Source organism: Vibrio maritimus, from assembly GCF_021441885.1.
Classification (GTDB): domain Bacteria; phylum Pseudomonadota; class Gammaproteobacteria; order Enterobacterales; family Vibrionaceae; genus Vibrio; species Vibrio maritimus_B.
On sequence record NZ_CP090439.1, the window covers coordinates 1034740 to 1058870 of the forward strand.

Consider the following 24131-nt stretch of genomic DNA (forward strand, 5'->3'; position numbering starts at 1 on the left):
CAAAGGGTTGAGTATGCTGAATATTGAACAGCTAGTGGCATTCGTCGCTGCAGCAGAGCAAGGTTCATTTTCTGCGGCCGCAAGGCATCTTGGTAAGAGTCAAAGCTCGGTGAGTATCGGAGTGAATAACCTAGAGCTAGACCTAGGTATTACACTTTTTGATAGAAGTACCAAGTACCCTAAACTCACTCCGCAAGGGGAACGAATGTTGTCGCAAGCGAAAGTGTTATTGCGACAAGCTGAACGTATCAGAAACTACTCTAAAGCCAGCGTGGATAGTGTGGAAGACACATTAAAAATCGCGCTTGACCCTTTACTGCCGTTTTCGCTTATTGATTCAGCGATCGAGAAAATGTCTCAGCGTTTTCCTTTTACTCAGGTAGACGTATCTCGTTTGGGTGCTCACCACCTAACCAATGCGCTGATCAAAGATGAAGTTGAGCTTGGGTTTAACCTAGCCGCAGATGCTGTGCCGGATGGCGTCGATTTTATCTCGATAGCGAATATTGAATGGGTATGTATCTGCAGCCCAGACTCTATCTTTGCTGACATGCAGCAGGTGAGCAATGAAACGCTTATTGGTGAACGACAAATTGTCTGCCGGAGCATGATGCAGAATAAAGTGTTAAAAGCACAAGGCGCCTTTTCTCAAGATATTTGGCAGGCCGATGACCAAGAAGATGTGATTAAGTTGGTTGAGCAAGGTATTGGTTGGGCCATCGTGCCACGCGATTACATCGTAGAGAAACAAGCGATGGGTACCCTGATCGACTTCAGACCTGAGTTTCAACGTTATGAGATGATGAACTCTGCAGACGTGCTGTGGAAGTCAAATACCCGCTTGGGCCCTGCGGCCAAATACTTATGCGAGATGCTGGGCGTGTTCTAATAGCCCATTTATTAAAAAGCCCTCGCATGTTCTCATGCGAGGGCTTTTTTATGCAATTTTGCAGCTATAGACTTGGTTGCGTCCTTTTAACTTAGCTTGTTGCAGGCTCTTTACTCCTCGACTAAGTGTCGCGTCTACTGAGCCTCCTAGTTGTGTCAAACCAATAGATACCGTAACCTTTATATAACCTTCGTCGACATCCAAAGGCTGTTTTTCGACAAGTTGCCTAAACCAATCCATTTGTTTCTCAGCATCCTCAATATGGCTAGTGTGAAATAGCACACTAATACAACCATTTTGACCTCTAGCAATGCATGTTGCTTTCGGCTTAGGGAAGCTCCTACGCGCAATATCGGCCACATGCACGACGACACTATCTCCAATGTGTTCGCCATACTTTTCATTAATGCCTTTAAGACCATTGATATCAACCACGGCGTAAAACATGGCATCGTTGCTTTCCGATACGGCGATATGGTTTCGCATACTCCATTCGTTCTCAAGGCCTGTGAGGGCATCGTCCATCGCCACCTTTTTAGTTAACAAGAGATTAGCTAGTGCGACCTCAGAAAAGTCTCTTATCGCTCTGATGAGTCCTTCAAACGCATAGAAAGAACTCTTTAGGTAGATAACACCGATTAGTGCGTCTTGATGATAGAGAGCTAAAGTGTAGTGTCGCCCTGTGATATGAAGCTTCTGTGCGAGGGGGTCATGCTTGTTGTTGTACAGAAAGTTAAGACCTCTTGACCCGAAAACTTTAGGGAGTCTTTCACAATGAAAAATGGATTTTGAGTTACCATGAAAATCTATGGTTTTGAAGTAGTGTGTCTCAGCGTCATATAAGCAGAATTGAACGCCTTTGTGATAGGTGAATCGGTCGAAGATGATCTTCAAGTCATGTTTAAACTGTGCGATGTCTTCTGCACGAGTCAACTCAGATAATGCCTCGTTCAGTTGATAGGTGATGTAGTTTATCGAGAAGACGAGTAACAGCAGCGCAAGGATGACGATAGCGGTCAATGATATCTGGTAGGAGGTAAACAAAATATCTGTCTGACTGGTTCCAGAGACAAACACCCAGCCCATTGGGTTTTGTGCGCTAAAGACGCTCTTCTTTAAGTTTCCATTGTAAAAGTAATCGTATTGCCCTCGCGTTTCTCCCGCCTCAATTTGGTCTTGTAGTCCACCAAAGTAACTAATCGATGCCGTGCCAATGCGAGATGGGTTAGGGTGAAAAACCAGTTGTCCCGTCATCTTATCAATGACAAACACATAACCATTGTCCAAGGTTTTAAGGTTAGCGAGATACTGAGTGGTATGTTGTACGTCGATTTCAAACCAAACTTCAATCGGACTCTGGTTCTGTTCTTGTTTTATCGCAAATACCCAAAATCCATCAGCCTTTTGATAGAGTGTGGAAACGGCGTATCGGTGTGCAAAGCCATCAAAACTGTGCCATTTAATTGAGGCCTGGCTGCTATCAGTGAGCCCATCATCATTAAAGTTAGAATAGTATTGCGTCTTGGTGTTGTATAGTGCGATGCTTTTATACAAGTAGCTGTTGGCTAATATTTGATTGGTCAGAATATCGAAGCTATTTGAATCAATGCTTTCTTGTAGCAAATCAACCTTGGCAAAGGTTGCTTCAATCTGTGACCAAACAAGGGCAGAGGCAACCTTCACATTGTATTGAGACTGGGACTTGGCCAGCGCCTGTGAGCGCTCATAGTGCTGATAAGAGAGGTAAATCAGTAGGGTGATAAGCGCAAAAGTGAGCGGTTTGAAGGTGCGAAGTAACAGCTTAGGCAACGACATAAAATATAAAACTAATTGAGTACTGCGCCGATACTACTATTAATGAGTTATGTATTTCAAAGTATTAATAAGGTTAGCGATAACCTAGATCAATAGAATTAAAAAAGAGCTCACAATGTGAACTCTTTTAGGTTGATTTATCGCCACGCTAGTTACGATGCGTTGGCAGAGTAGTGGAGAATAGCCATCGACATCGGAGCCTGAAGGATTTCCCCCTCAGCATGTCCAACTTCCGCATCAGAGATGTGGGTATCACAGATGGTTTTCCATACTTGTGAGCGATCGTTTGGTAGCGTAAAGCGCGCTGGCGCTTTGGTTTGGTTGATTAAGTAAACCATTTCGTCGCCATCGTCACCGATACCAATATGAAGCGCAACACTGCTCAAGCGATTCCAGTCTTCCATGCTCATCAGTTGGCCATCAACGCGACTCCAGAAAATACGGTTGTCGTTACGTTTCTCGCCGCTGAATGCACGAATAAACGGCACCATATACTCCTGACGAGCAGCCAGCATCTCAGACAGCCACTGCTTGAAGTGCGTTTTCGCCTCTTCTGGCTCCCAGTTCAACCAGCTCAATTCGTTATCCTGACAGTAGGCATTGTTATTGCCTTGCTGGCTATGAGATAGCACATCGGCGGTCAAGATATGAGGAATACCGAATGAAAACAAAAGGGTGGCCATGAAATTGCGTTTTTGCTTTTCACGAGTTGCTAGTACGACTGGATTATCCGTCGGACCTTCAACCCCATAGTTGTGCGAGCGGTTGTCACCGTGCCCGTCACGGTTGTTTTCACCGTTTGCTTCGTTGTGCTTATGCTTGTAAGACACCAAGTCTTGCATGGTGAACCCGTCGTGGTAGGTAATGTAGTTGACGGTCAGTTTATAAGGCCAGTTAGCCGCACTATAAAGATCACGTGAACCCATGATACGAGTCGCGAACTCTTTTAGGTAGCCTTGGTCACCTCGCCAGAAGCTTCGAGTGATGTCGCGCAGCCTATCGTTACACTCATTCCAACCAAATGGAAAGTTTCCGACCTGATAACCATTTGGACCGATATCCCATGGTTCTGCGATTAGTTTGGTCATCTTCAAAACAGGATCTTGTGCCACCGCTCTGAAGAAAGCCGCTTCTCGGTTAAAGTTGTCACCATTTCGACCTAAGGTTGCTGCTAAGTCGAAGCGGAACCCATCAACCTTAAACTCTTGAACCCAATATCTCAGGGTATCCATGACTAAGTTAAGAGCTGGCTGATAGTTCAAATCAACGGTATTTCCGCACCCTGTGTAGTTGGCGAAATACTCACCGTGGCGCAGATAGAATTTGGAGTCGAGAGCTTTAAGGTTAAAGACAGGGCCGTTATCGCCACCTTCTGCTGTATGGTTATAGACTACATCTAAGATGACTTCTATACCGGCTCGGTGAAGCTCTCTAATGGTGGTTTTAAGCTCAGCTACCGCATCTTTGTTCGCATAACGAGGATCAGGAGCCATGAAGACATAAGGGTTGTAGCCCCAATAGTTCACCTTATCCATTTGCAATAGATGAGGCTCATGCATGCAAGCAGCGACAGGCAGCAATTGTAGCGAGTTAATATTTTGCTCTTTGTAGAACTGAAGCATAGGCTTGCTAACCAAACCAAGGTAAGTACCTTGCTGCTCGGTAGGAACGTCAGGGTTGAGCTTAGATACGCCTTTTACATGTGTCTCAAATAACACCATCTCATCACGTGGGATTCGTGGAGAGCGAACACCTTGCCAATCAAATGCATCGTCAACAACAATACAAGCAGGCAGCTCAAAGCTTTTCTCAGAAGTAAAAGGTGGAACGTAATGTAAGGCTTTATCCAGGGCTTTAGCATATGGATCGGCGATGTATTGACGTTCCTCGCAAGTTTCTATGACAAAACCATAACGTTGTCCGGCTTGGATACCGTTAAGGTGAATATGCTTGATTCCAGCATAATCTTCACAAAGTGGGAACAACTGCTGTTTGTTGTTGTCATCATAGAGAGCGAGATAAATAGTTTCGCAATCGGGTGCATGAATAGCAAAGTTACAGCCGTATTCATCTAGTGTGGCACCCAGCGGATAAGGGCTAGATTGATGTTGCGTCATAGAGATTTTTTCTATTTGTTCGTGAATGACATTAATCGTGCTTTCAATAGTTAATAGGTTTGTAAACTTTAGGTCAAGCGAAGATCACAGAATTTTAAATGTAATTTAATTTCACATTTACTACGAAAAAGTTAAAAACAGTGATGTAAAGCATATTGTGCGCGTCAAAACATTACCAATATCCATACTACTCCCCCCTGTATTTGTGATCTGCCCTAAAAAAACACCGTGCGGTTATTTTTCTCCTCCTTTCTCATCCCCCCCCAACTATCGCTAGGGTGGAGGACGCCTCCATCAACCGACTTCGTTAATCTGCAATTGTTCAATCAACTCGGGACCCTAAACCGATATTTCAAGTCTGAGACACTTCGGTACTGCCTTCGAAGCGTTTAAGAAAAAGAAATTGAATATAACAATAAGTTAAACGGAGTTTTCTAAATGAAAAAAGTAAGTGTAATTGCTGCTGCGGTGGTAGGTGTATTGGCGGCTGGTTCTGTATCAGCAGCAGAAGTAGATTATCACGGTTATTTCCGTGCTGGCTTCGGTGCAAACGCTGATGGTGGTTCTCAATACTGTTACGGTAACGGTGGTCCAACTACATTTGGTCACGCAGTAGGTCGTCTAGGTGACGAATGTGATGTTTACGGTGAGCTAGCGCTGAACGTAAACAAAGTATGGGAAGCTCAAGATGGCGGCGCATTCAACCTGCACACTCTTCTAGCTTTTGGTAGCTATGAGAACGGTGGTCTAGATTACCGTGGTAACTCATTCCAAAGCATTGGTACAGATCCAACGGACCCGTGGAACGGTCAACGCGCTTCTTTCCGTGAAGCGTGGGCAGATTACAGCATGGCAAACGGCATGAAGCTATGGGCTGGTAACCGTTACTATGGTCGTAAAGACATCCATATCCTAGACATGTACTACGTGAACAACTCTGGTAACGGTGTTGGTATTGAGAATATTGACCTTGGTTTCGCTAAGTTCCACGCTGCGGCAGTTCAGCACAAATGGAAAGCGCCAGTAATCGATGCAGATGGTACACCATTAGAAGATACTCAAGTTTACTCTACAGCTAACACTTTCGACCTGCGTTTGACTGGTATTGAAACAAACGAAGGCGGTAGCATGGAGTTCATCCTTCTTGGTGCACAACCTTCACACACAGATGCTCAAGAAGCGAACGAGAACAACCCAGACGGCAACTTTGGTGATTACGGCCTAGACAAGTTTGGTGTATCGTTCACAGCAGAGCATACTCAAGGCCACAGCCTTGGTTTCAACAAAGCAGCTATTCAAATCTCTACTGAAGGTTACGCATGGGCTGGTTTCGTAGGCAACCACCTAGGCGATTCTTACAACATGGAAACTGGTCAAGAAGGCCGTAAGTCTTACCGCTTTATTGACTGGGGTGTTGTAGAAGGTGAGAAGTGGAACCTAGGCTACTCATTCGTATACGCTCAGCTAGATAAAGGTACTGATGGCGAAGACGCTAAAGCAATGAGTATCGTTGCACGTCCAGGTTATAAATGGTCTGAGACTATGAGTACTATTCTTGAGGTAGGTTACTTCCAACAAGACTTCGGTTCGGATTGGGGTGCTGAAAAAGAAGACCTAAGCAAGATCACTATCGCTCAACAATGGCAAGCTGGTGACAACTTCTGGGCACGTCCAGCAATCCGTATCTTTGCAAGTAAGTACCAGGGTGACCTAGCAGTTGAGAAAAATGACCTAATGTTTGGTGCTCAAGTTGAAGCATGGTGGTAATCTAACTACCTAATACTTTTACATACCACGTAAAATCGTAGCCAGTGTAAAAGCTGGCTATTTTTTTTCTTATAAGGTGACACTATGAAACGGATGTTAATTTCTTCTCTTGGATTGATGGCGCTATTGGGATGCTCAAGCGCTACAGATGTATCTAACCAAGTGAGCTCTGTCGAATTGGCGACAATTTCTGCTACGAGCTCAGTACAGTGGAATAATGTATCTGTTCCATCAGCCTTTACTTTTGAATTCAATGACCTTTCTCAGCAACTTAATAATGCTGAAATAGATAGCCGTGTCGCTGGATTCTCTTTCAAACCTGAAGCGCAAACGATCAATATCGCTATTACTGCGCCGATGAAAAACAAAAACGTATTTGCACCAAGCTTGGCGCTGTACGATCAAGATTTTAAGTTATTAAAGGTATATAGCTCTTCTGCCTTTAAGTACGACAGAAATGATTTTATTAAAGGGGAAGTCCTGTTTGGCGAAGTGTCGGTAACACTACCGCTTTCAACGACTCGTGTTAATGCCGTTATTTTCACAACTGATGAAGATATTGCAAAGACGACAACAGTGATTCACCCAGCTAAAGCTATGGCAATAGCTAAACGTAATGAACCACCTTTGATAGCAGACCCTGTGGTTAGCCATAGCGATAGTGGTTTTGTTAATGTGAAGCTGTCTGTTCCTAGTAGTTTCTCGTTGTTGCCAAGTTCAAACAAAGCGCCAGCGACGCCAGCAGAAGCTATTGATCCTCAACTGAATGGAACAGTCGCTGCAGCTTCTGCAACCGCTGTTGCAGCATCAACATCAAAGAGTGAAGTTACCGCTCAACCAGAAACCCAGAATTACTACATCAGTTCCATTGAAGCTGCGGTGAAAGCAGACGATATTCCAAAGGCTCTAGCTTTACTAGAAGAGGCGAAAGCACTGAATGTAGAGGGTGCTCAAGATGCATTTGTTAAGGCTATAAATGCCAAATAAGATGTTCACAAGGTGATTTCTATAAGTCTCAGGGATATTGTAAGGTAATTTATCCGTCAATGTTTCTGAGGCTTTGATTTATCTAGTCAAAGCGAACTCTTCTCGATTCACATCCACTTAACCTCAAAAGGTGATGTCGCTCAAATAAGGTTATTTTAAGTTATTTGAATTTCCAAAGAGCAATCGTGTGATGTTAGTCATGTTTTTATGTGCATTTCACAATGTTTCTTTGTCGAACTTCAAATTTAATGCTGAATCTGTAGAAAAAGTTCTATCTCGTCAGAAATGAACCATCTCTTTTTTTAAAAGAATCGCTCTTCAACTTCCCGATGGCTTAATAAGTCTCCCTGTAATAACAAAACTCTCATCATTATTCTCCTCCTCCGATTGTTTTCCTTGCGAATCAAACATTCCACTGCCTTTTCGGATGTCGCTTGAGAAAAATAACAATAATAAACGGAGTTAATAATGAACAAACTATATCTAGTTGCAGCGGCAGTATCGACTGCACTAGTTGCAGCCCCTTCTTTTGCTGTTGATTACTTTGGCTACTTTCGAGCGGGTACTGCGCTTAGCTCGAATGGCACGGGTGATGCGAACTACGAGAAACAAAAAGTAGGTCGTTTAGGTAACGAAAACGACAACTACTCGGAGTTTGGTTTTGGTAAAGACCTGAAAACAGATGACCAAACTTGGCGCGTAGAATCCATGATTGCGTCTGGCAACAGTGGAACCAATGGTTGGCAAGACGGTGACTTTAACGTCGCTCAGTACAACGTTCAAGCGACGGGTATATTTAGCTCTGACAAAGAAGCGACCGTTTGGGCCGGTAAGCGCTACTACCAACGTCGTGATGTCCATATTACGGATTTCTACTTCTTGAACACGTCGGGTACCGGTGGTGGTATCGAGAACATTTCAGTCGGTAACCAAAAGCTGTCTGTGGCGTTGATCGAAGATAGCAGCACTAAGCAAAAGACGCTTGATGGTAAGCAGTGGGTGCAGAATCCTGGTACCAACCCTGGTGACGCTGGTAGCTGGGTAGAGCAAGACAAATACAAAGAAGATGAAGTAAAAGGCTACATTGCTGATGTGCGTCTAGCGAACATCGGCCTGTGGGAAGACGCAACGCTTGAAGTGGCAGGTGCGTACAACTTCTCGACAGGTACTGCTTCTGGCAACAAAGACGTTCAAGCTGATGACGGCGCTTTGGTGACTGCGATCCTACATCAAAACATGAGCAGCGGTTTCAACCAAACGGTAGTTCAGTACGGTAACAGCTCATACGGTGCACAAATGGCGGATCTGGGCAACGGTGGTAACTTCGATCGTCGTGATGATGCGAATAACGACGCTCAAGGTGTTCGTCTGTTGAACTGGGGTGTGATCAGCCTGGGTGATAAGTGGGAAATGGGGCACCAGTTCCTTGCGGCTCGCTCTACCGATGCAGCTATCTCGGCAACCAAACGTGCTAAAACCGATCACGATCTGATCTCTGCGGTTATTCGCCCAATGTACCAGTGGACAGACACCGTCCGCACTGTGTTTGAAGCGGGTTCGTACATTGAGAACTACAGCAACTATGGTAACAAAAAGGGCAGCAAGCTCACTGTGGCTCAAGCGTTTTCTATGGGGGAAGGCTTCTTTGCTCGTCCGGAGATCCGTGTTTACGGCACTTACCTTAACGATCGTTCAGACAGCGCCCAGTTAGCGGATAAATCAAAGAAAAATGAGTTCCTCGTTGGCGTTCAAGTGGAAGCTTGGTTCTAACACTTAACGAGAGCTAAGACGACAGGGCGGAGGATACTTCGCCCTATTAGGAGACAATAATGAAACTATCAATCACCCTCATTAGTAGCTGTTTGCTTTTAGCGGGCTGTCAGAGTGCAGGCGTTGTGGAGCAGACGTCACTACCGACTCAGGCTAAGATAAACAGTGTCTCACAACTGAATGTATTGCCTTTAAAGGCACCAAGTGAGCAGACCTTTTCCATAGCTGAAGACAGTCAACGCTACATCATTGATGGCGTAGAGAGTCCGGTTGTGGTTGCTTCCTTGCCACTATCCTCAGGCGCTTTAGACATTACAGTGACAAGCTTGATAGCTTCGTCAGCCTTTGCGCCTTACATCGCCATTATTCGTAAGGATGGCAGTGTCATTGAGCAATATGAACTAGAAGAGTTCAACTATTTACCCGCTCGCTTCCATCTTGGAAACCGTCTAGAACTCACGTTTACGTTTATGCCGCCAAGTAACAGTTCAGATCTCATGCTCGTGGTTTACACTAAGCCTAAAGCGTTGAAGAAGTCTGTGAGTGTCATCCATCCAGCAAAGCTAGATGCTGAAGCTCGCGGGAACTACTTGCCCGAGGTCAAAGACATCGAAGTACCGTTCGTAGAATCGGGGAAAGTAGTTATCGCAATAGCAAGCGGTGAACAACAGCAATCAAACGTATCGCGAACCCCATCGGTCGCCGTAACAAAAGAGTCGAGCGCTTTCTATCATGATGCGATTACAAAAGCCGTTCTTGATAATGAGTTAAAAAAAGCGGTGAGCTTACTTGAGGAGGCGGAATCGCTCGGTGTGGAAGGGGCAAGAGAAACCTTCAATAACGCGGTGAATTCGACTGCATCGCGTTAATTTAGAAGAATTATTGAGCTAATGTTGTAAAAGCGTGGGTTAGATCGAAAATCGCGCTTAATTGTTCGGACTATCAGCCGTTACTATAGAGAGTAACCGTTACTAAAAAGCCCGTTCATACTATGTCGACATTAGCCATTGCCATCGGCGCCACCAGTTTGTCACTTGTACTGGTGTTCGTCTGGATGTTCTCACTCTCTCTACGCAAAAAGCGTATGGAGGAGGAGCGCGTCGCTAGAGAAGCTGCCTATCGAAGAGCAATGGAAAAAGCTCGCCAGCAGGAAAGGCAAGATCGAATCTTTAAAGCAGAGACCGGTCATGTTCCTACCATCTTATATCTCGCCAAAGAAGCTGAGCGAAATAAACCTAACGAAGCGCTGTATTGGTATCACAAAGGCGCGTTGCTCGACAACATTACCGCTATGTACGGTATTGTTCGATTAAGTGATAAAAAGCGCGAAGATTTAGTATTGCGGGAGCAAGCTAATTACTGGCGCTTGTGCATTGCTGGGGCAGAGGGCGATATCCATGCTAAGTTTGAAGCTGCGAAAGCGCTCATCTATGGCAAGGGTGTTGAGCGAAATATTCCGCAAGGTGTTGCCAAGGTTCAAGAGGTAGCGGAAGAGGGCAACCTCGAAGGGATTTTGTTCATGGGAGATTGGAACATCTCACCAGACAACCCAACGCCGTCACCAAAACAATCGACAGAATGGTTTGAGATCGCTGCTGACAAACAAAGTGAAGAAGGGATGACTAAGCTCGGTCTTAACTACTTAAACGGTGTCGGAGTAGAGCAAGACATTCAACGTGCCTGTTATTGGTTGGAGCGAGCCGCGGAGAAAGGCAATGTTGAGGCCATGTACTTTGCGGGTGAAGCGTGGCGTGAAGTGAAGCCTAATGGCGCGTCTATCGCCTATATTTGGTTGTTCATGTCCGCGTATATGGGGTATGAACCTGCCAAATCGGCTCGCGATACCGTGGGAAGCACATTAGGCGTGGACTCGGTTGTTGGTCTTCAATCACTAGCAAAACCAGTATTAAAGAAGCTCCAATTTGGACCCGTTGTAAAACACTCGCTTATCCGTGCCCTCAACAAGCTCTATAAACGTGAACTGCCTCTGTTTGGTTTAACTGTAGACAAAGCGGAAAGCAAAGAAGAAGTAGAGCAACCAATCCCATCTAATGAAGTGTCAGAGCAGGAGCTGCCACTACCGGATACTGATGACAGCTCCGCTCAGTATTCGTATTCCAGCTACGGAACCAACTACACCGCATAAAGTTTCAAATATGACGTGCTGTTTCATACAGGGCGGCTATTTTATATGTGGAAATCATTTTTGATTGTATATTTCATTAATGTTACTGGAAGATTTCATGTCTGTTCTTTTGGATGGAATTAAACTCAATATTGATGTGAGCCCCATCACTCAATGTACGGGTTTGACATTTCCATGACAAAAACAAAGTTCAAAAAAATATTCTGAGCTCAGTTTTGGTGTAACGCATGAGGATGCTTGGCAGTGGCCTCATCGTTTGCACATTAAATCCGGTGCCAAATTTGGCATTCCTGTTCTATACGGAGCTTTTTATGAAATCTTTTAAAATGACATTGGCGGCTGCTCTTGTTGCTGCAGTAGCACTTCCAGCAAGCGCAAACTACGTTGACGTTCGTGGCGCATACAACACAGAAGCAAAAACTTACGAGAGCCGTGTTCGCGCGGGTATGGGTTTTGCTGAAGATTGGGAAATTCACCTAGAAGGTACTCAAGGTCACGGCGACAAAGCGTTCAGCCAAAACCAGCACACAGTAGCTGCGTTCGAGACTGAGCTTAACTACAACTACGCGATCAACGACAACGTAACGCTAACTCCAGGTTTCGTATACTGGAATGGTACTAACCACTCTGAGTACCGTCCATACCTAAAAGCAACGTACGCGACTGGCAACTTCTATACAGCTGCTCGTTACCGTTACCAAGCTGCAACTAACGCAGCAGACGGTTCTAACGTGAACAACACTAACCAAGTTGACGCTTGGGTTGGTTACAACGTTGCAGACTTCAACCTAGAATATAACCCAGCTTATATCTCGCAAAAAGACGGTGGTAAGATCAACAGCGATCTATCTCGTGCTGACAGCAAGTGGGAACACACGTTCCAAGTGAAATACACTGGCTTTGACACGTGGGCACCTTACCTAGATTACCAAATTCTAGATAAGACTTACGTTAACCAAAACTCTGAAGTTAAAACTGAAAACCGTGTTCGTGTGGGTGTAACGTTCAACTTCTAATCTGCTTAGCGTAGATTTAAGTAAACCAGATCCTAAGAAAATGCCGCTCTCGATGAGCGGCATTTTTTACTTTGGGGAGAACTGAAATGTCTTTAAACAGGAAGAGCCATTGGTTTTAGATTATCGCTTACAAATAACTTGGCTTCCGTCGCTGCTTGCACGTCTTCGACAGTAAACTCTGGCGCAAGCTCTGTCAGCAACATACCTTTCGATGTAATCTCGATAACGCCCATCTCAGTGACAATAAGGTCAACTTGATTAACCGCAGTCAGTGGCAGTGAGCATTGACGTAAAAGTTTAGGTTTGCCTTTCACTGTGTGTTCCATTGCTACAATGACCTTTTTGGCTCCTACCACGAGATCCATCGCGCCGCCCATGCCAGGGACCATTTTCCCCGGGATGATCCAGTTAGCGAGATTGCCTTGTTCATCAACTTGCAGCGCGCCAAGCACGGTTGAGTCTACATGACCGCCACGAATGATGGCAAAAGATGCCGCACTATCGAAATAGCAACTGCCTTCGATTGCGGTAATGGGCTGTGCGCCCGCGTTAACGAGATCGGGATCTGCATTTTCCTCGGTCGCCAAGTTGTCTATGCCGAGTAGGCCGTTCTCTGCCTGCATTAAGATCTCGACCTCTTTGTCCACCTCATTGGCAACAAGTGTAGGAAGGCCAATGCCAAGATTGACGATATCGCCGTCACGCATTTCTTGAGCCACACGCCACGCGATGCGGCGACGGATAGTGTGTTTATCCAATTGAGTCGTCATTACGCATCCTCCGTCAAAATGTAATCCACATATAGGCTAGGTGTGTGTACTGATTCGGGCTCAATATCGCCCAGATTTACAATGGTTTCCGCTTCTACGATAACGGTGTCAGCGGCGGTTGCCATCAAAGGGTTGAAGTTCTGCGTTGTCTTGCGATAAAACACGTTACCACGAGTATCGACGATTGAACCGCGAATTAAGGCAACGTCGGCTTTAAGCGGCGTTTCAAGTAGGTAATCTTTACCATCTACGTTAATGACCTGTTTACCTTCCGCTACTAATGTACCTAAACCTGTTGGCGTTAATACGCCGCCCAGTCCAGCGCCGCCGCTTCGAATACGCTCAGCCAAGGTCCCTTGGGGAACAAGCTCTACATCAAGCGTGCCCTCGTTCATTTGTTTGCCCGTTTCTGGGTTTAAACCAATATGAGACGCATAGATTTTGCTGACGCGTTTTTGTGCAATGAGCTTACTCGTGCCATGGCCAGGTGTCGCGGTATCCGTCGATATAAGAGTAATGTCTTTAATGTCCCACTCATTGATTAAATCAATTAACGACTCTGGAGCACCCGTCGCCATAAATCCACCGATCATGATGGTCATTCCGTCATGGAAAAGAGGACGAAGCTGCTCGGCATTTGCAGATTTTTTCATCGTATTCTCCCTAGTTGCAACGTTTCAAGATGACAGCCGTACCCATACCACCGCCAATACAAAGTGATGCTAAGCCAAGGTCTTGCTGGGTTCGGTGAAGTTGATACACCAAGGTCGTTAGAATGCGGTTGCCTGAGGCGCCAATAGGGTGACCGAGTGCAATTGCCCCTCCTGAGAGGTTACTGCGCTCTAATAGCCACGGTGCATCAATATCATGTTGCTCCGCAAGAGAGTGGACAACGCCAAGCGCCTGGGCGGCAAACGCTTCGTTGAGCTCGAACACATCAATATCATCAATCGACAAATGCGCTTTGTTTAGTGTATTCGCGATGGCGGGTACTGGACCGAGCCCCATTACTTCAGGAGCGAGCGCGCCTTGCCCATATTCAATCACCTCAGCAAGCGGCTTGAGGTTTAACCTCGCTACCGCGCTCTCTGATGCAAGAAGGATGGCTGACGCCCCGTCATTGATGCCGGAGGCATTGCCTGCGGTGACACTGCCTTCTGCATCGAATGCAGGGCGGAGTTTTTGCAATGACTCATAAGTACAATCGGCTTTTGGATATTCATCGTATTTGAATTCAATTTGACGACGTCGACTGACGATGGAAACCGGCGCAATCTCCTCATTGAAATCGCCGTTATTAATAGCGTTCACGGCCTTTTTCTGGCTATTGAGTGCAAACGCGTCCTGCTCTTCACGAGATAGGCTGAACTTCTTCGCGATGTTTTCAGCTGTGATCCCCATGTGGTACTGATGAAATGCATCCGTTAGACCATCTTTAATGATACTGTCTTCAAGGGGAAGGTGACCCATTCGTTGACCACGGCGAATCTGTCCTGAAGTAATGAATGCGGCGTTGGACATGCTCTCCATACCACAGGCGACGACCACCTCAGCATCTCCGGCTCGAATGTGGCTTGCGGCATCCATTACGGTTTTCATGCCGCTGCCGCAGATCATATTGAGCGTATAGGCAGGCACTGAATCGGGTATACCGGCCTTTAATGCTGCTTGTCTTCCTGGTCCCATGCCGGCGCCAGCTGTGAGCACATTACCCGCGATCACTTCATCAACCATATCTGGCGAGATGTCAGCTTGCTCGAGCGCCGCTTTGATAGCATGCGCGCCAAGCTCCGATGCCGATAGGGCGCTCAATGCACCATTAAAACTGCCAATAGGCGTGCGTTTTGCCGCCACGATAAATACACGTTCCATGCCTGTCTCCTAAATTTCCAAGCTTGATACCAGTCTAAATGGTCAATGCGTTGGAGCGTTACAAGCAGGAATTCAAAGCCGCTTTGCAGATTTGCAAAACCCAACTTAGTGACGGATCACGTCTTTTTATTGGGCTAACTCTTATCTTGGAATCATCAATGCTGAATTAAAACTAGTTGGAGATAAGGTATGAAAAATCGAATCGCATGCGCCCCATGCTGCTGGGGGATAGAAGAGTCTCACAGCCCGGAAAACCCAAGCTGGGGCAAGGTGCTCATGGAGGCCAGTGACAGTGGCTATCAAGGCATTGAGCTTGGTCCGACCGAGTACTTTCCCGAAGACGAATCACTACTAAGCAGTGCTTGCCGCACCCGAGGACTCACCATTTGTGCGGGTAAGCTTCAATTGCCATTTAGTGACGTAAATGCCTTAGAACAGATTCTTGAAGAGACAGAGAAAACTTGCGTTCGTCTGAGTAAACTTGGTGCCAAAACGTTGCTGCTAATGGAAGGGAATCATCCAGAGCGTAATACTTCAGTAGGTCAAAGTGCAACGGCGCCTAGGTTGAATAAGGCTCAGAAAGACGCGTTGGTCGATGTGCTAAATAAAGTCATCGCGGTTGCTGATAAGTACAGCTTAAGATGCTTATTGCATCCAGGTGTTGGCGGTTACATCAGCTTTCAAGATGAAATCGATTATGTCCTGTATGCCATCCCTAATAGTAAGCTAGGTTTGTGTATCGATATTGGGCATACCTTCTTAGATGGTATGGATCCCAGCCAAGTGATTAGGCGATATGCAAGTCGCGTAGAACACGTTCACCTTAAGGATGTGTCCGTCGATAAATTGAGGCTGGCGATACGCGACAAAAAACCTTGGGTGGACGCTTATGCAACTGGCTTGGTCACCCCTTTAGGTGAAGGCGACATTAAGCTGAAACACGTGCTTTCGACGTTAAAACAGGTCGATTATCAAGGTTGGCTTGTGGTTGAGCATGAACATGATAAGAGTGAGCTCACTCGCGTCGTAGACGATCTCAAACGCAGTCGACACTACTTAACCGCCGTTGGGGTATAGCGGTGAGCGTGGTCAACGACCCACTTTTCTATGTCATGGCTGTTCCTGCCGTCCTTATCTATGGAATTGGCAAGGGCGGTCTTGGCGGGGCGTTAGGTATTATCGCCGTGCCGCTTATGGCGCTCGCCGTCGCACCCACACAAGCAGCGGCGATATTGCTGCCCATTCTAATCGTGATGGATATCTTTGCGGTTCGTCACCATTATAAAAACGCCGATTACAGAGTGATCAAAAGCATGCTGCCAGGCGCTTTGCTCGGCGTGTTACTAGCGGGGCTGTTTCTGGGAGTGACTTCAGAAGCGGGTCTAAAGCTTACTATTGGTTTGCTGTCACTAGCATTCTGCTTTCAGTACTGGCTGGGTGGCGAGCGTGAGCGATCAAAGCCAAGTACTTTTTCGGCGTGGTTCTGGAGCAGTTTAAGTGGATTTTCGAGTACCGCTATTCATGCTGGTGGAGGACCGGCAAGCATCTACTTGCTGCCGTTGAAGCTTGAGAAGGTCACTTTGATTGCAACCATGGCGGTGTTGTTTGGTCTTATTAATCTAGCAAAAGTGATCCCATATCTAGTACTAGGTGAGTTTGATTCTACCAACCTGTTAACGGCGCTTATTCTTATTCCTTTGGCACCGCTTGGCGTCAAACTCGGGGTAATGCTGCTGCATCGTGTCAGTCAGACGAGGATCTATCAGCTTTGTTATCTGTTCCTATTTTTATCGGGTAGCAAGCTCTGTTTTGATGCGGCTGTTGCTGTCATTTAATTCCCTGCATCTGGGTCATCACTTAACAAGTACGTTTTGAACTTTGTCGCAGTTGGTGAAGCCGACTGCGGCGAGTGATAGTACAGGTTGAGGCTCCACACGCTAGTCTCATAATCAAGCAAAAGTGGCTTTAACTTGCCATTATCAATCGCCTCATTGACCACAAAGTCAGGTAAATAGGCGATACCCATTCCGTTCATCACCCCTTTTAGAAGTAAATCACTGTCGTTGACTTCAATGGTTTTTGGCACCTTTAAAAGAATATTTTCAGACTGACGTCTAAAGATCCAATCGTTGCTGCCTGTTAACGTTGTTGCTACTAAGCACGGATGTTTAAGGAGATCTTGTGGATGCTCAGGTTCATTGTGATCACTCAGGTAGTCGGGGGAGGCCACAACGACGAATGGGCATTGCATTAGCTCTCTTTTCACTAGCAATAAATCTTTTTCTCGATAGCCCTGATAGCTCGCATTGGCGCTGATCATCAGGTCACTGGTACTTGCATGGTCGAGTGCCCAAGGGGTGACATTGATATTAAAAGTGACCTCTGGGTGATCGTTGGCGTAGTGACGCAGTTTATCCATTAGAAAGTGATTGGCATAAACGGGGGTACAGGCGATATCAATATGACCTTTCTCATGGGATTGATAGTCTTCGAGCTTACGCGTAATGCGCTCGGCACTATCGACAAGTGGGGAGAATTCTTCAAACAAGGTTTGCCCAGCGTGTGTTGCCTCTAAAAGGCGATTTGAGCGATAGCAAAGCGCTGTCCCGAAGTGACTTTCTAGCTCTTGCAACCAACGACTGCCCGCGGAGACCGAGATATTGCAGCGCCGCGCAGCCGACGATATTGAACCAGAGCGAATGACGTAGATAAAGAAAGCCATTTTATCGAGCATAAGTTGTCTCCCTGTGTGTCGGTTTTGCGTTTAAACAATACTAAGACTCAAATCGTGAAACCAGAAACGAAAAATGGGAACGGACAGTATCCGTTCCCAAGTGTGCTAACTGACTAATGGTTAAACATGAGCTTGGTCAGTTGAGTGGGTATGCTTTTTACCCAGTTTTTCTGCCATTGCTTCTTCCATTTTCTCAAGGCTGACGCCTTTGGTTTCAGGTACGTAGCGAACGACCACAAACATACAGATGATGGAAAGGACCGCGAATAACCAGAAGGCGAAGGCACCGTTAAAGTTCTCTTGCAGGTAAGCGTTGTCATTTAGCATAGGGAATGATTGCGTGACGATGAAGCCAGTGAACCATTGTGCACCTACCGCAATTGCCATTGCACGTGAGCGGATGCTGTTCGGGAAAATCTCAGAAATCATAGTCCAACACGCACAGCCCCATGACGTTGCGTAAGAGACAACATACAGACATAGAGCGAATAGAGCAGCGTACCCTTCTGTTTGTTGATACAGCACGTAGCCTACGACAAACATACCGAACGCACAGCCAAATGTACCGTATTTCATCAGCGGTAGACGACCCACTTTGTCGATAAGGTACATACCCAAAGCGTTACCTAAGATAAACACGACGCCGACAAATGTAGTTTGGAAAAGCGCATTTTCAGTTGAGCCAGTAATCGGCTTAAGGATCTCTGGCGTGTAGTACATGATGACGTTGATACCAGTTAACTGCTGAGCCGCTGCGATAAACGTACCGATAACCAAAATAGCAAATAGAAGGGGAGAGCGAAGGCTGACTTTGTTTTTGTTAGAGGAGCGGCTGTCCTTTAAAGAGTCTTGAATTTCAGAGATGAGTCGGTCGGCATGTTCAGGGTTCGAGATGCGAGATAGTGTTGCTTTCGCTTCCGTGAGTTTGCCTTTCAATACTAGCCAACGTGGTGACTCTGGAATAATAAATAGCAGCGCAGCGAACAGAGCTGCTGGGATGATCTCTGAACCGAGCATCCATCGCCAGCCCATATCTACCAACCATGCTTCTGACATACCCTTTGCGATGAGGTAGTTAACATAAAACACGCCAGTTTGACCAATTACGGCAGACTGTTGGAACATACTTACTGCTCGCCCACGAAAATCCTTTGGTGCGACTTCTGACATGTACATGGGTGATACCACACAGGCCAAGCCAACAGCGACGCCACCGACAATACGCAACATGACGTAAAAACTGAATGTACTGGCGAGTGCTGAGCCAACCGCGGAGATCATAAATAAGATGGCGGCGATAAAGAGGGTGTTACGTCGTCCGTATTTTAGTGCTGCCCAACCAGCACTCACGGCACCGATAATACTGCCGAGTACCACACTGGATACGGCCCAGCCAGTTTGCGCGGAACTGAGTCCGAAGTGTTCACGGATGGGACCAATCGCACCGGATATTACCGCGGTGTCATAGCCTAAGAGGATTCCACCGAGCGCTGCTATACAACAGATACGAACGATATAGGCAATATTGTGCTTACTAGCTTCTACCTTGGATGTTGCTTCCATTAGATTTTTCCTTATTGAGATTCCCTCAAAACTGTCCCTTTACCATCGAACAAGGTTTAGCTGAGGTGAGCCCAATACTTCGGTTTGTAGGGTACGAGTATTGGCATTCTATAAGTCCAGCAGATGTTATAGTTGTGTGTGTTTGAAAATTATTTTTCATTTTGCTGGTGTTTTAATCATATGGACTCTTTTTGATTTCTACTACCGGTAAACTGTCATTTTGTCCAAAAATGTTACCTCTATCAAACTATGAAAAATCTTTATCAAATCCTACAATTATTATAAGCAATTGATTTTAATACTTAATTTAAAAGTGAGATCTAGATCAAAAACAGTGGAAAGCCACGTGCTATATAGGTTTTTTCCAAATTTATGTTGTTTTGAAAATCTCATTGAGTGAGATGAAAAATATTTTTCATAAATGATTTTTTGGGCTAAATTAGTCCTCAGTGAAACAACAGGAGATGTTCAAAGCTTCCCTACACGATGACTTAGTCAACGAGATAGCTTTGAGTCACTTGGAAAATCTTTAAAACATTGTCGGAGAATAAAAATGAGCAACGTGCAATATGGAATTAGCCCACTGACTTGGACCAACGATGATATGCCAGAGCTTGGTGGCGAGATCCCTTTGGAAACGTGTTTAAGTGAAATGGCTGAAGCTGGATTCACAGGCACAGAGCTAGGCACCAAGTACCCACGTGAGCCTGAAGTACTCGTCCCACTGCTAAAGGAGCACGGTCTGGTACTAGCGTCGGGTTGGTATAGTGGCAACCTAATGACTATGACAGCAGATGAAGAGATTGCAGCGATGCAAGATCACATCAAGCTTTTGAAAGCAGCTGGCTGTAAAGCAATGGTTTATGGTGAAGTGAGCAATACCGTTCACGGCGATATCAACACACCACTTTCTCAACGTGTCATCCTATCAATGGATGAGTGGAAGATGTACTGCGAGAAACTAACAAAAGTAGCGGACTACCTACTGAACGAGCATGACATCAAGCTCTCTTTCCACCATCACGTTGGCACTATTTGTGAAACAGAAGACGACATTAATCTAATGATGGAGTTCACGGGCGACTCTGTGTTCTTAACGCTAGATACAGGCCACATCACGTACGGTGGCGGTAACCCAGTCACCATGATTGAGCGTTGGGGTCACCGTATCGGCCACATGCATTTCAAAGATCTTCGTTTAGACGTAATGAAAGCAGCACGTGAAGCGGATAAATCTTTCCTAAACGCAGTACTAGACGGCGTATTCACAGTACCTGGTACGGGCGACGTGGACTACGACGACGTATTTGCAGCGCTTAAAGCGCGCAACTACCAAGGTTGGTTATTGGTTGAAGCTGAGCAAGATCCTGCAAAGGCACACCCACTAACGTTCGCGAAAACAGCTTACGAGAACATCACAGGCTACGCGGAAAAATACGGCTTGTAATAGAGCTCTGGATAATGGGGAGCCACGCTCCCCATGATAAAAGCTACGGGGTTAGGGATGCAAAACGTAGCTTACTCATGGAATGGACAACGTTGAGACTACCGAGGAAGAGAATGAAAACTGTACGCCTAACTGTCGCAGAAGCGCTTGCACAATACTTAGCTGCTCAAATGATTGAAATTGATGGAAAGAAAGAGCAACTGTTCGGCACCGCTTTTGCCATATTTGGTCACGGTAATGTGACGTGCTTTGGACAGCAATTAAAGAACATCGAAGACAAAATCCCGACTTGGCGTGGTCAAAACGAACAGTCGATGGCGACGGCTGCTATTGCTTATGCAAAAGCAAACCAGCGCCGACGTATTGGTATTGCGACGAGCTCGATTGGCCCTGGCGCAACCAATATGGTGACAGCAGCAGGTATTGCTCACACTAACCGATTGCCTGTTCTGCTGATCGCAGGTGACGCATACGTAAGTCGCCTACCTGATCCTGTATTGCAGCAGCCAGAGAACTTCTATGATCCATCGATCACCTGTAATGACGCATTTAAACCTTTGACGCGTTATTGGGATCGCATTATCTCTCCAACACAGTTGATGCATTCTTTACCGCAAGCGATCGACACCATGCTTGATCCAGAGACATGTGGTCCAGCATTCATTGGTCTTCCTCAAGACATTCAAGGCGTCGCGTACGACTTCCCAGAAGTATTCTTCGAAGAGAAAGTGCACCGCATTCGTCGCCCAGAGCCAGAAATTGCTGATTTGGAAGATGCAAAAGCAGTATTGATGAAAGCAGAAAAGCCGTTGATTGTTTCTGGTGGCGGCGTTCATTACTCGCTCGCAACGGATGAGCTTGCGGCATTCGCGAAACAGCACAATATTCCTGTCGTTGAGACCATCGCGGGTCGAGCAACGATGCTACAAGACAATCCGTTGAACGCAGGGCCTATCGGCGTCACAGGCTCGGATTCTGCAAATTACATGGCAGCACACGCTGATGTCGTGGTTGCTATCGGAACGCGCTTGCAAGACTTCACAACGGGCTCGTGGAGCGTGTTTAAAAACCCAGACATGAAACTGATTACTATCAACGTCGGACGCTTCGATGCAATCAAACATCGCGCATTGCCAGTCAAGTGTGATGCAAAACGCGGTTTGGTTGAGCTATCGAAACTGCTAGGTGATTGGGAAGGTGACAGCGCATGGGCACAAACCGCTAAGACTCAGGCAGATGAGTGGAAGGCAGTAGTTCATCGTCGCACTAACCCTCAAGAGGGCGACTTGCTACCAGGTCTTTCTTCTTACGCAGAGGTGATTGGCAAGCTAAACAAATCTATGCAGCCAGGAGATACGGTGTTAACAGCAGCAGGCGGCTTACCTGCTGAGCTAGCAATGAACTGGCAAAACTACCAAATCGGTAAGTTTGATATCGAGTTCGGTTTCTCGTGCATGGGCTATGAAATTGCCGGTGGCTGGGGTGCAAAAGTGGCTAACCCAGACAACGACGTGGTTGTACTCGTGGGTGACGGCTCGTACCTGATTCAAAACTCAGACATCTACTCATCAGTACTGACGGGCCACAAGATGATTGTCGTGGTGTGTGATAACGGCGGTTTCGCGGTGATCAACAAGCTACAAAACAACACGGGCAACGACTCATTCAACAACCTACTTGAAGATTGCCGCCGTCCAGATGGCGAAGTGGCTCGCGTCGACTTTGCTAAGCACGCCGAAGCACAAGGCGCAATCAGCGAGAAGTTAACGTCTGTTGATGAGTTTGATGCAGCGTTGCAACGCGCGAAAGAAGCGGACCGTACTTACGTCATCGTTGTCGATATTGACCCAGTATCACCAGCCGCGTGGTCGAAGTGTGATTGCTGGTGGGAAGTCGGTCTACCAGAGGTGACTCGTAACGACCACGTGGCAGAGAAGGTTGCCAGCTGGGAAGAAGGTCGCGCCACACAGCGCCGCGGCGTCTAGTTCAGAATCCTATTTAATTTTCTAACACTTAATCTCGGCTCCTAAACACTAGGAGCCACACAAGGAGTCAAGCATGTTTAATGAAGAGCGTCATTTTGAGCAGCCAATTCGTTGGGCAATGGTAGGTGGTGGTCGTGGTAGTCAAATCGGCTACTCTCACCGCAATGCAGCGCAGCGTGATGGCCTGTTTAAGTTGGTAGCTGGTGCGTTTGACCTAGATGCTGAGCGCTGCCGCGATTTCGGTGTCAATCTTGGACTAGACCCAGAGCGCTGTTATTCAAGCTATAAAGAGTTATTCGCGCAAGAAGCACAGCGTGAAGATGGCATTCAAGCGGTATCTATCGCAACGCCAAACTCTACTCACTACGAAATTTGTAAAGCCGCACTAGAAGCCAAGCTTCATGTGGTGTGTGAGAAGCCAATTACCTTTACCACAGAAGAAGCAGAAGAGCTCAAAACCATCGCAGCACAAAACAACTGTGTCATCGGTGTTATGTATGGCTACACCGGCTTCCCAATGGTTCAGCAGGCTCGTGAAATGGTTCAGCGTGGCGACCTTGGTGAAATCCGAGTCATCAACATGCAGTTCGCGCACGGCTTCCACAACGAAGAATATGAAAAGAATGATCCGGGTCTGAAGTGGCGTGTAAGCCCTGAAGTATCGGGTCCAACTTATGTGCTAGGTGACATCGGTACTCACGCGTTTTATCTCAACGAGGTGATGACAGGTCTAGAAGTCGATAGCTTGGCATGTATGCGCCAGAGCTTTATCGAATCTCGTGCGCCACTCGAAGATAACGCGCACGTAATGATCAAGTTCAAAGGTGGCGCAGTGGGTACCTTGTGGGCATCGGCGGTCAACTCAGGCTCTATGCACCAGCAGAAGATCCGCATCGTTGGTTCAAAAGCGTCTATCGAATGGTGGGATGAGTATCCAAACCAACTTCGTTACGAAGTGCAAGGCGAGGCACCTCGTGTGCTAGAGCGCGGTATGGGTTACCTCTACCAAGATGCAGAAGGTGTCGCGTCTAACCGAGTCGGTGGTGGTCACGCTGAGGGCTATTTTGAATCTTGGGCGAACCTGTATCACCGTTTTGCTTTGGCGTTCGATGCTGCTGATAGAGATGATCAAGAGGCGCTAGCGGGTATCTGGTTCCCAGGTATTGATGCAGGTATCGAAGGCGTACGTTTGTGTGAGAAGTGTGTTGAGTCAGCAGACCAAGACGCGGCTTGGGTTAGCTACAAATAATAGG

The 24131-nt window shown here is 46.5% G+C and carries 19 protein-coding genes; 12 read left to right on the top strand and 7 right to left on the bottom strand.

Translation table 11 applies throughout. The annotated features are described in order from the left end of the window. The first annotated feature begins 13 nt into the window (after positions 1–13). A complete protein-coding gene (locus LY387_RS21090; RefSeq protein ID WP_128648908.1) occupies positions 14–889 on the top strand; it encodes a LysR family transcriptional regulator in 876 nt (291 codons plus the stop codon). 48 nt (positions 890–937) lie between these two features. Here the strand turns inward: LY387_RS21090 and LY387_RS21095 are convergent, their stop codons facing one another. Both LY387_RS21095 and glgX read right to left on the bottom strand, forming a co-directional pair. Next, positions 938–2704 carry a sensor domain-containing diguanylate cyclase gene (locus tag LY387_RS21095; RefSeq protein ID WP_234496185.1) on the bottom strand — a complete coding sequence of 589 codons (1767 nt, stop codon included), beginning with the start codon at positions 2702–2704 and terminating at the stop codon, positions 938–940. A gap of 152 nt (positions 2705–2856) precedes the next feature. Beyond that, complete coding sequence (glgX, locus tag LY387_RS21100; RefSeq protein ID WP_234496186.1) at positions 2857–4821, bottom strand: glycogen debranching protein GlgX; 1965 nt, start codon at positions 4819–4821, stop codon at positions 2857–2859. A 438-nt stretch (positions 4822–5259) separates the two neighbouring features. Between glgX and LY387_RS21105 the strand changes: the two genes are divergently transcribed. From LY387_RS21105 to LY387_RS21130, 6 genes are all read left to right on the top strand, one after another. Next, complete coding sequence (locus tag LY387_RS21105) at positions 5260–6588, top strand: maltoporin (protein ID WP_234496187.1); 1329 nt, start codon at positions 5260–5262, stop codon at positions 6586–6588. 84 nt (positions 6589–6672) lie between these two features. Beyond that, complete coding sequence (locus tag LY387_RS21110) at positions 6673–7575, top strand: MalM family protein (protein ID WP_234496188.1); 903 nt, start codon at positions 6673–6675, stop codon at positions 7573–7575. Positions 7576–8043: 468 nt separating this feature from the next. Continuing rightward, the gene (gene lamB / locus LY387_RS21115; RefSeq protein ID WP_234496189.1) at positions 8044–9345 is read left to right on the top strand and encodes a maltoporin LamB; all 1302 of its coding nucleotides are present in this window, start codon (positions 8044–8046) and stop codon (positions 9343–9345) included. 59 nt (positions 9346–9404) lie between these two features. Further along, positions 9405–10214 carry a MalM family protein gene (locus LY387_RS21120; RefSeq protein ID WP_234496190.1) on the top strand — a complete coding sequence of 270 codons (810 nt, stop codon included), beginning with the start codon at positions 9405–9407 and terminating at the stop codon, positions 10212–10214. A gap of 122 nt (positions 10215–10336) precedes the next feature. Further along, on the top strand, positions 10337–11491 hold the full coding sequence (locus tag LY387_RS21125; RefSeq protein ID WP_234496191.1) for a tetratricopeptide repeat protein: 1155 nt from the start codon (positions 10337–10339) through the stop codon (positions 11489–11491). A 311-nt stretch (positions 11492–11802) separates the two neighbouring features. Continuing rightward, complete coding sequence (locus tag LY387_RS21130; protein ID WP_234496192.1) at positions 11803–12507, top strand: oligogalacturonate-specific porin KdgM family protein; 705 nt, start codon at positions 11803–11805, stop codon at positions 12505–12507. A 92-nt stretch (positions 12508–12599) separates the two neighbouring features. On the opposite strand, the gene LY387_RS21135 is transcribed toward LY387_RS21130, so the two are convergent. From LY387_RS21135 to LY387_RS21145, 3 genes are read right to left on the bottom strand one after another with little or no spacing between them, the layout of a single operon-like run. Further along, a complete protein-coding gene (locus LY387_RS21135; protein ID WP_234496193.1) occupies positions 12600–13277 on the bottom strand; it encodes a 3-oxoacid CoA-transferase subunit B in 678 nt (225 codons plus the stop codon). Continuing rightward, the gene (locus LY387_RS21140; protein ID WP_234496194.1) at positions 13277–13930 is read right to left on the bottom strand and encodes a CoA transferase subunit A; all 654 of its coding nucleotides are present in this window, start codon (positions 13928–13930) and stop codon (positions 13277–13279) included. The genes LY387_RS21135 and LY387_RS21140 overlap by 1 nt, the downstream gene beginning before the upstream one ends. Positions 13931–13940: 10 nt before the next feature. Continuing rightward, complete coding sequence (locus LY387_RS21145) at positions 13941–15149, bottom strand: acetyl-CoA C-acetyltransferase (protein WP_234496195.1); 1209 nt, start codon at positions 15147–15149, stop codon at positions 13941–13943. Between the two features lie 189 nt (positions 15150–15338). Here LY387_RS21145 and LY387_RS21150 point away from each other — a divergent pair, with 189 nt between their 5' ends. Both LY387_RS21150 and LY387_RS21155 read left to right on the top strand, forming a co-directional pair. Further along, on the top strand, positions 15339–16226 hold the full coding sequence (locus tag LY387_RS21150) for a sugar phosphate isomerase/epimerase family protein (RefSeq protein ID WP_234496196.1): 888 nt from the start codon (positions 15339–15341) through the stop codon (positions 16224–16226). A gap of 35 nt (positions 16227–16261) precedes the next feature. Continuing rightward, complete coding sequence (locus LY387_RS21155) at positions 16262–16984, top strand: sulfite exporter TauE/SafE family protein (protein WP_419153472.1); 723 nt, start codon at positions 16262–16264, stop codon at positions 16982–16984. Here the strand turns inward: LY387_RS21155 and LY387_RS21160 are convergent. Beyond that, positions 16981–17883, bottom strand: coding sequence for a LysR family transcriptional regulator (locus LY387_RS21160; RefSeq protein ID WP_234496198.1), 903 nt, complete (start codon positions 17881–17883; stop codon positions 16981–16983). The genes LY387_RS21155 and LY387_RS21160 overlap by 4 nt on opposite strands. Before the next feature lie 120 nt (positions 17884–18003). Then, the gene (locus LY387_RS21165; protein ID WP_234496199.1) at positions 18004–19446 is read right to left on the bottom strand and encodes a sugar porter family MFS transporter; all 1443 of its coding nucleotides are present in this window, start codon (positions 19444–19446) and stop codon (positions 18004–18006) included. A gap of 553 nt (positions 19447–19999) precedes the next feature. On the opposite strand from LY387_RS21165, the gene iolE reads away from it, so the two are divergent. The 3 genes from iolE to LY387_RS21180 all read left to right on the top strand — a co-directional run bounded on the left by iolE (position 20000) and on the right by LY387_RS21180 (position 24127). Beyond that, entirely contained in the window at positions 20000–20893 is an 894-nt protein-coding gene (gene iolE, locus LY387_RS21170; RefSeq protein WP_234496200.1) for a myo-inosose-2 dehydratase, read from the top strand. Positions 20894–21006: 113 nt separating this feature from the next. After that, complete coding sequence (gene iolD / locus LY387_RS21175; RefSeq protein WP_234496201.1) at positions 21007–22878, top strand: 3D-(3,5/4)-trihydroxycyclohexane-1,2-dione acylhydrolase (decyclizing); 1872 nt, start codon at positions 21007–21009, stop codon at positions 22876–22878. A gap of 73 nt (positions 22879–22951) precedes the next feature. Then, positions 22952–24127 carry a Gfo/Idh/MocA family protein gene (locus LY387_RS21180; protein WP_234496202.1) on the top strand — a complete coding sequence of 392 codons (1176 nt, stop codon included), beginning with the start codon at positions 22952–22954 and terminating at the stop codon, positions 24125–24127. Positions 24128–24131: the final 4 nt, after the last annotated feature.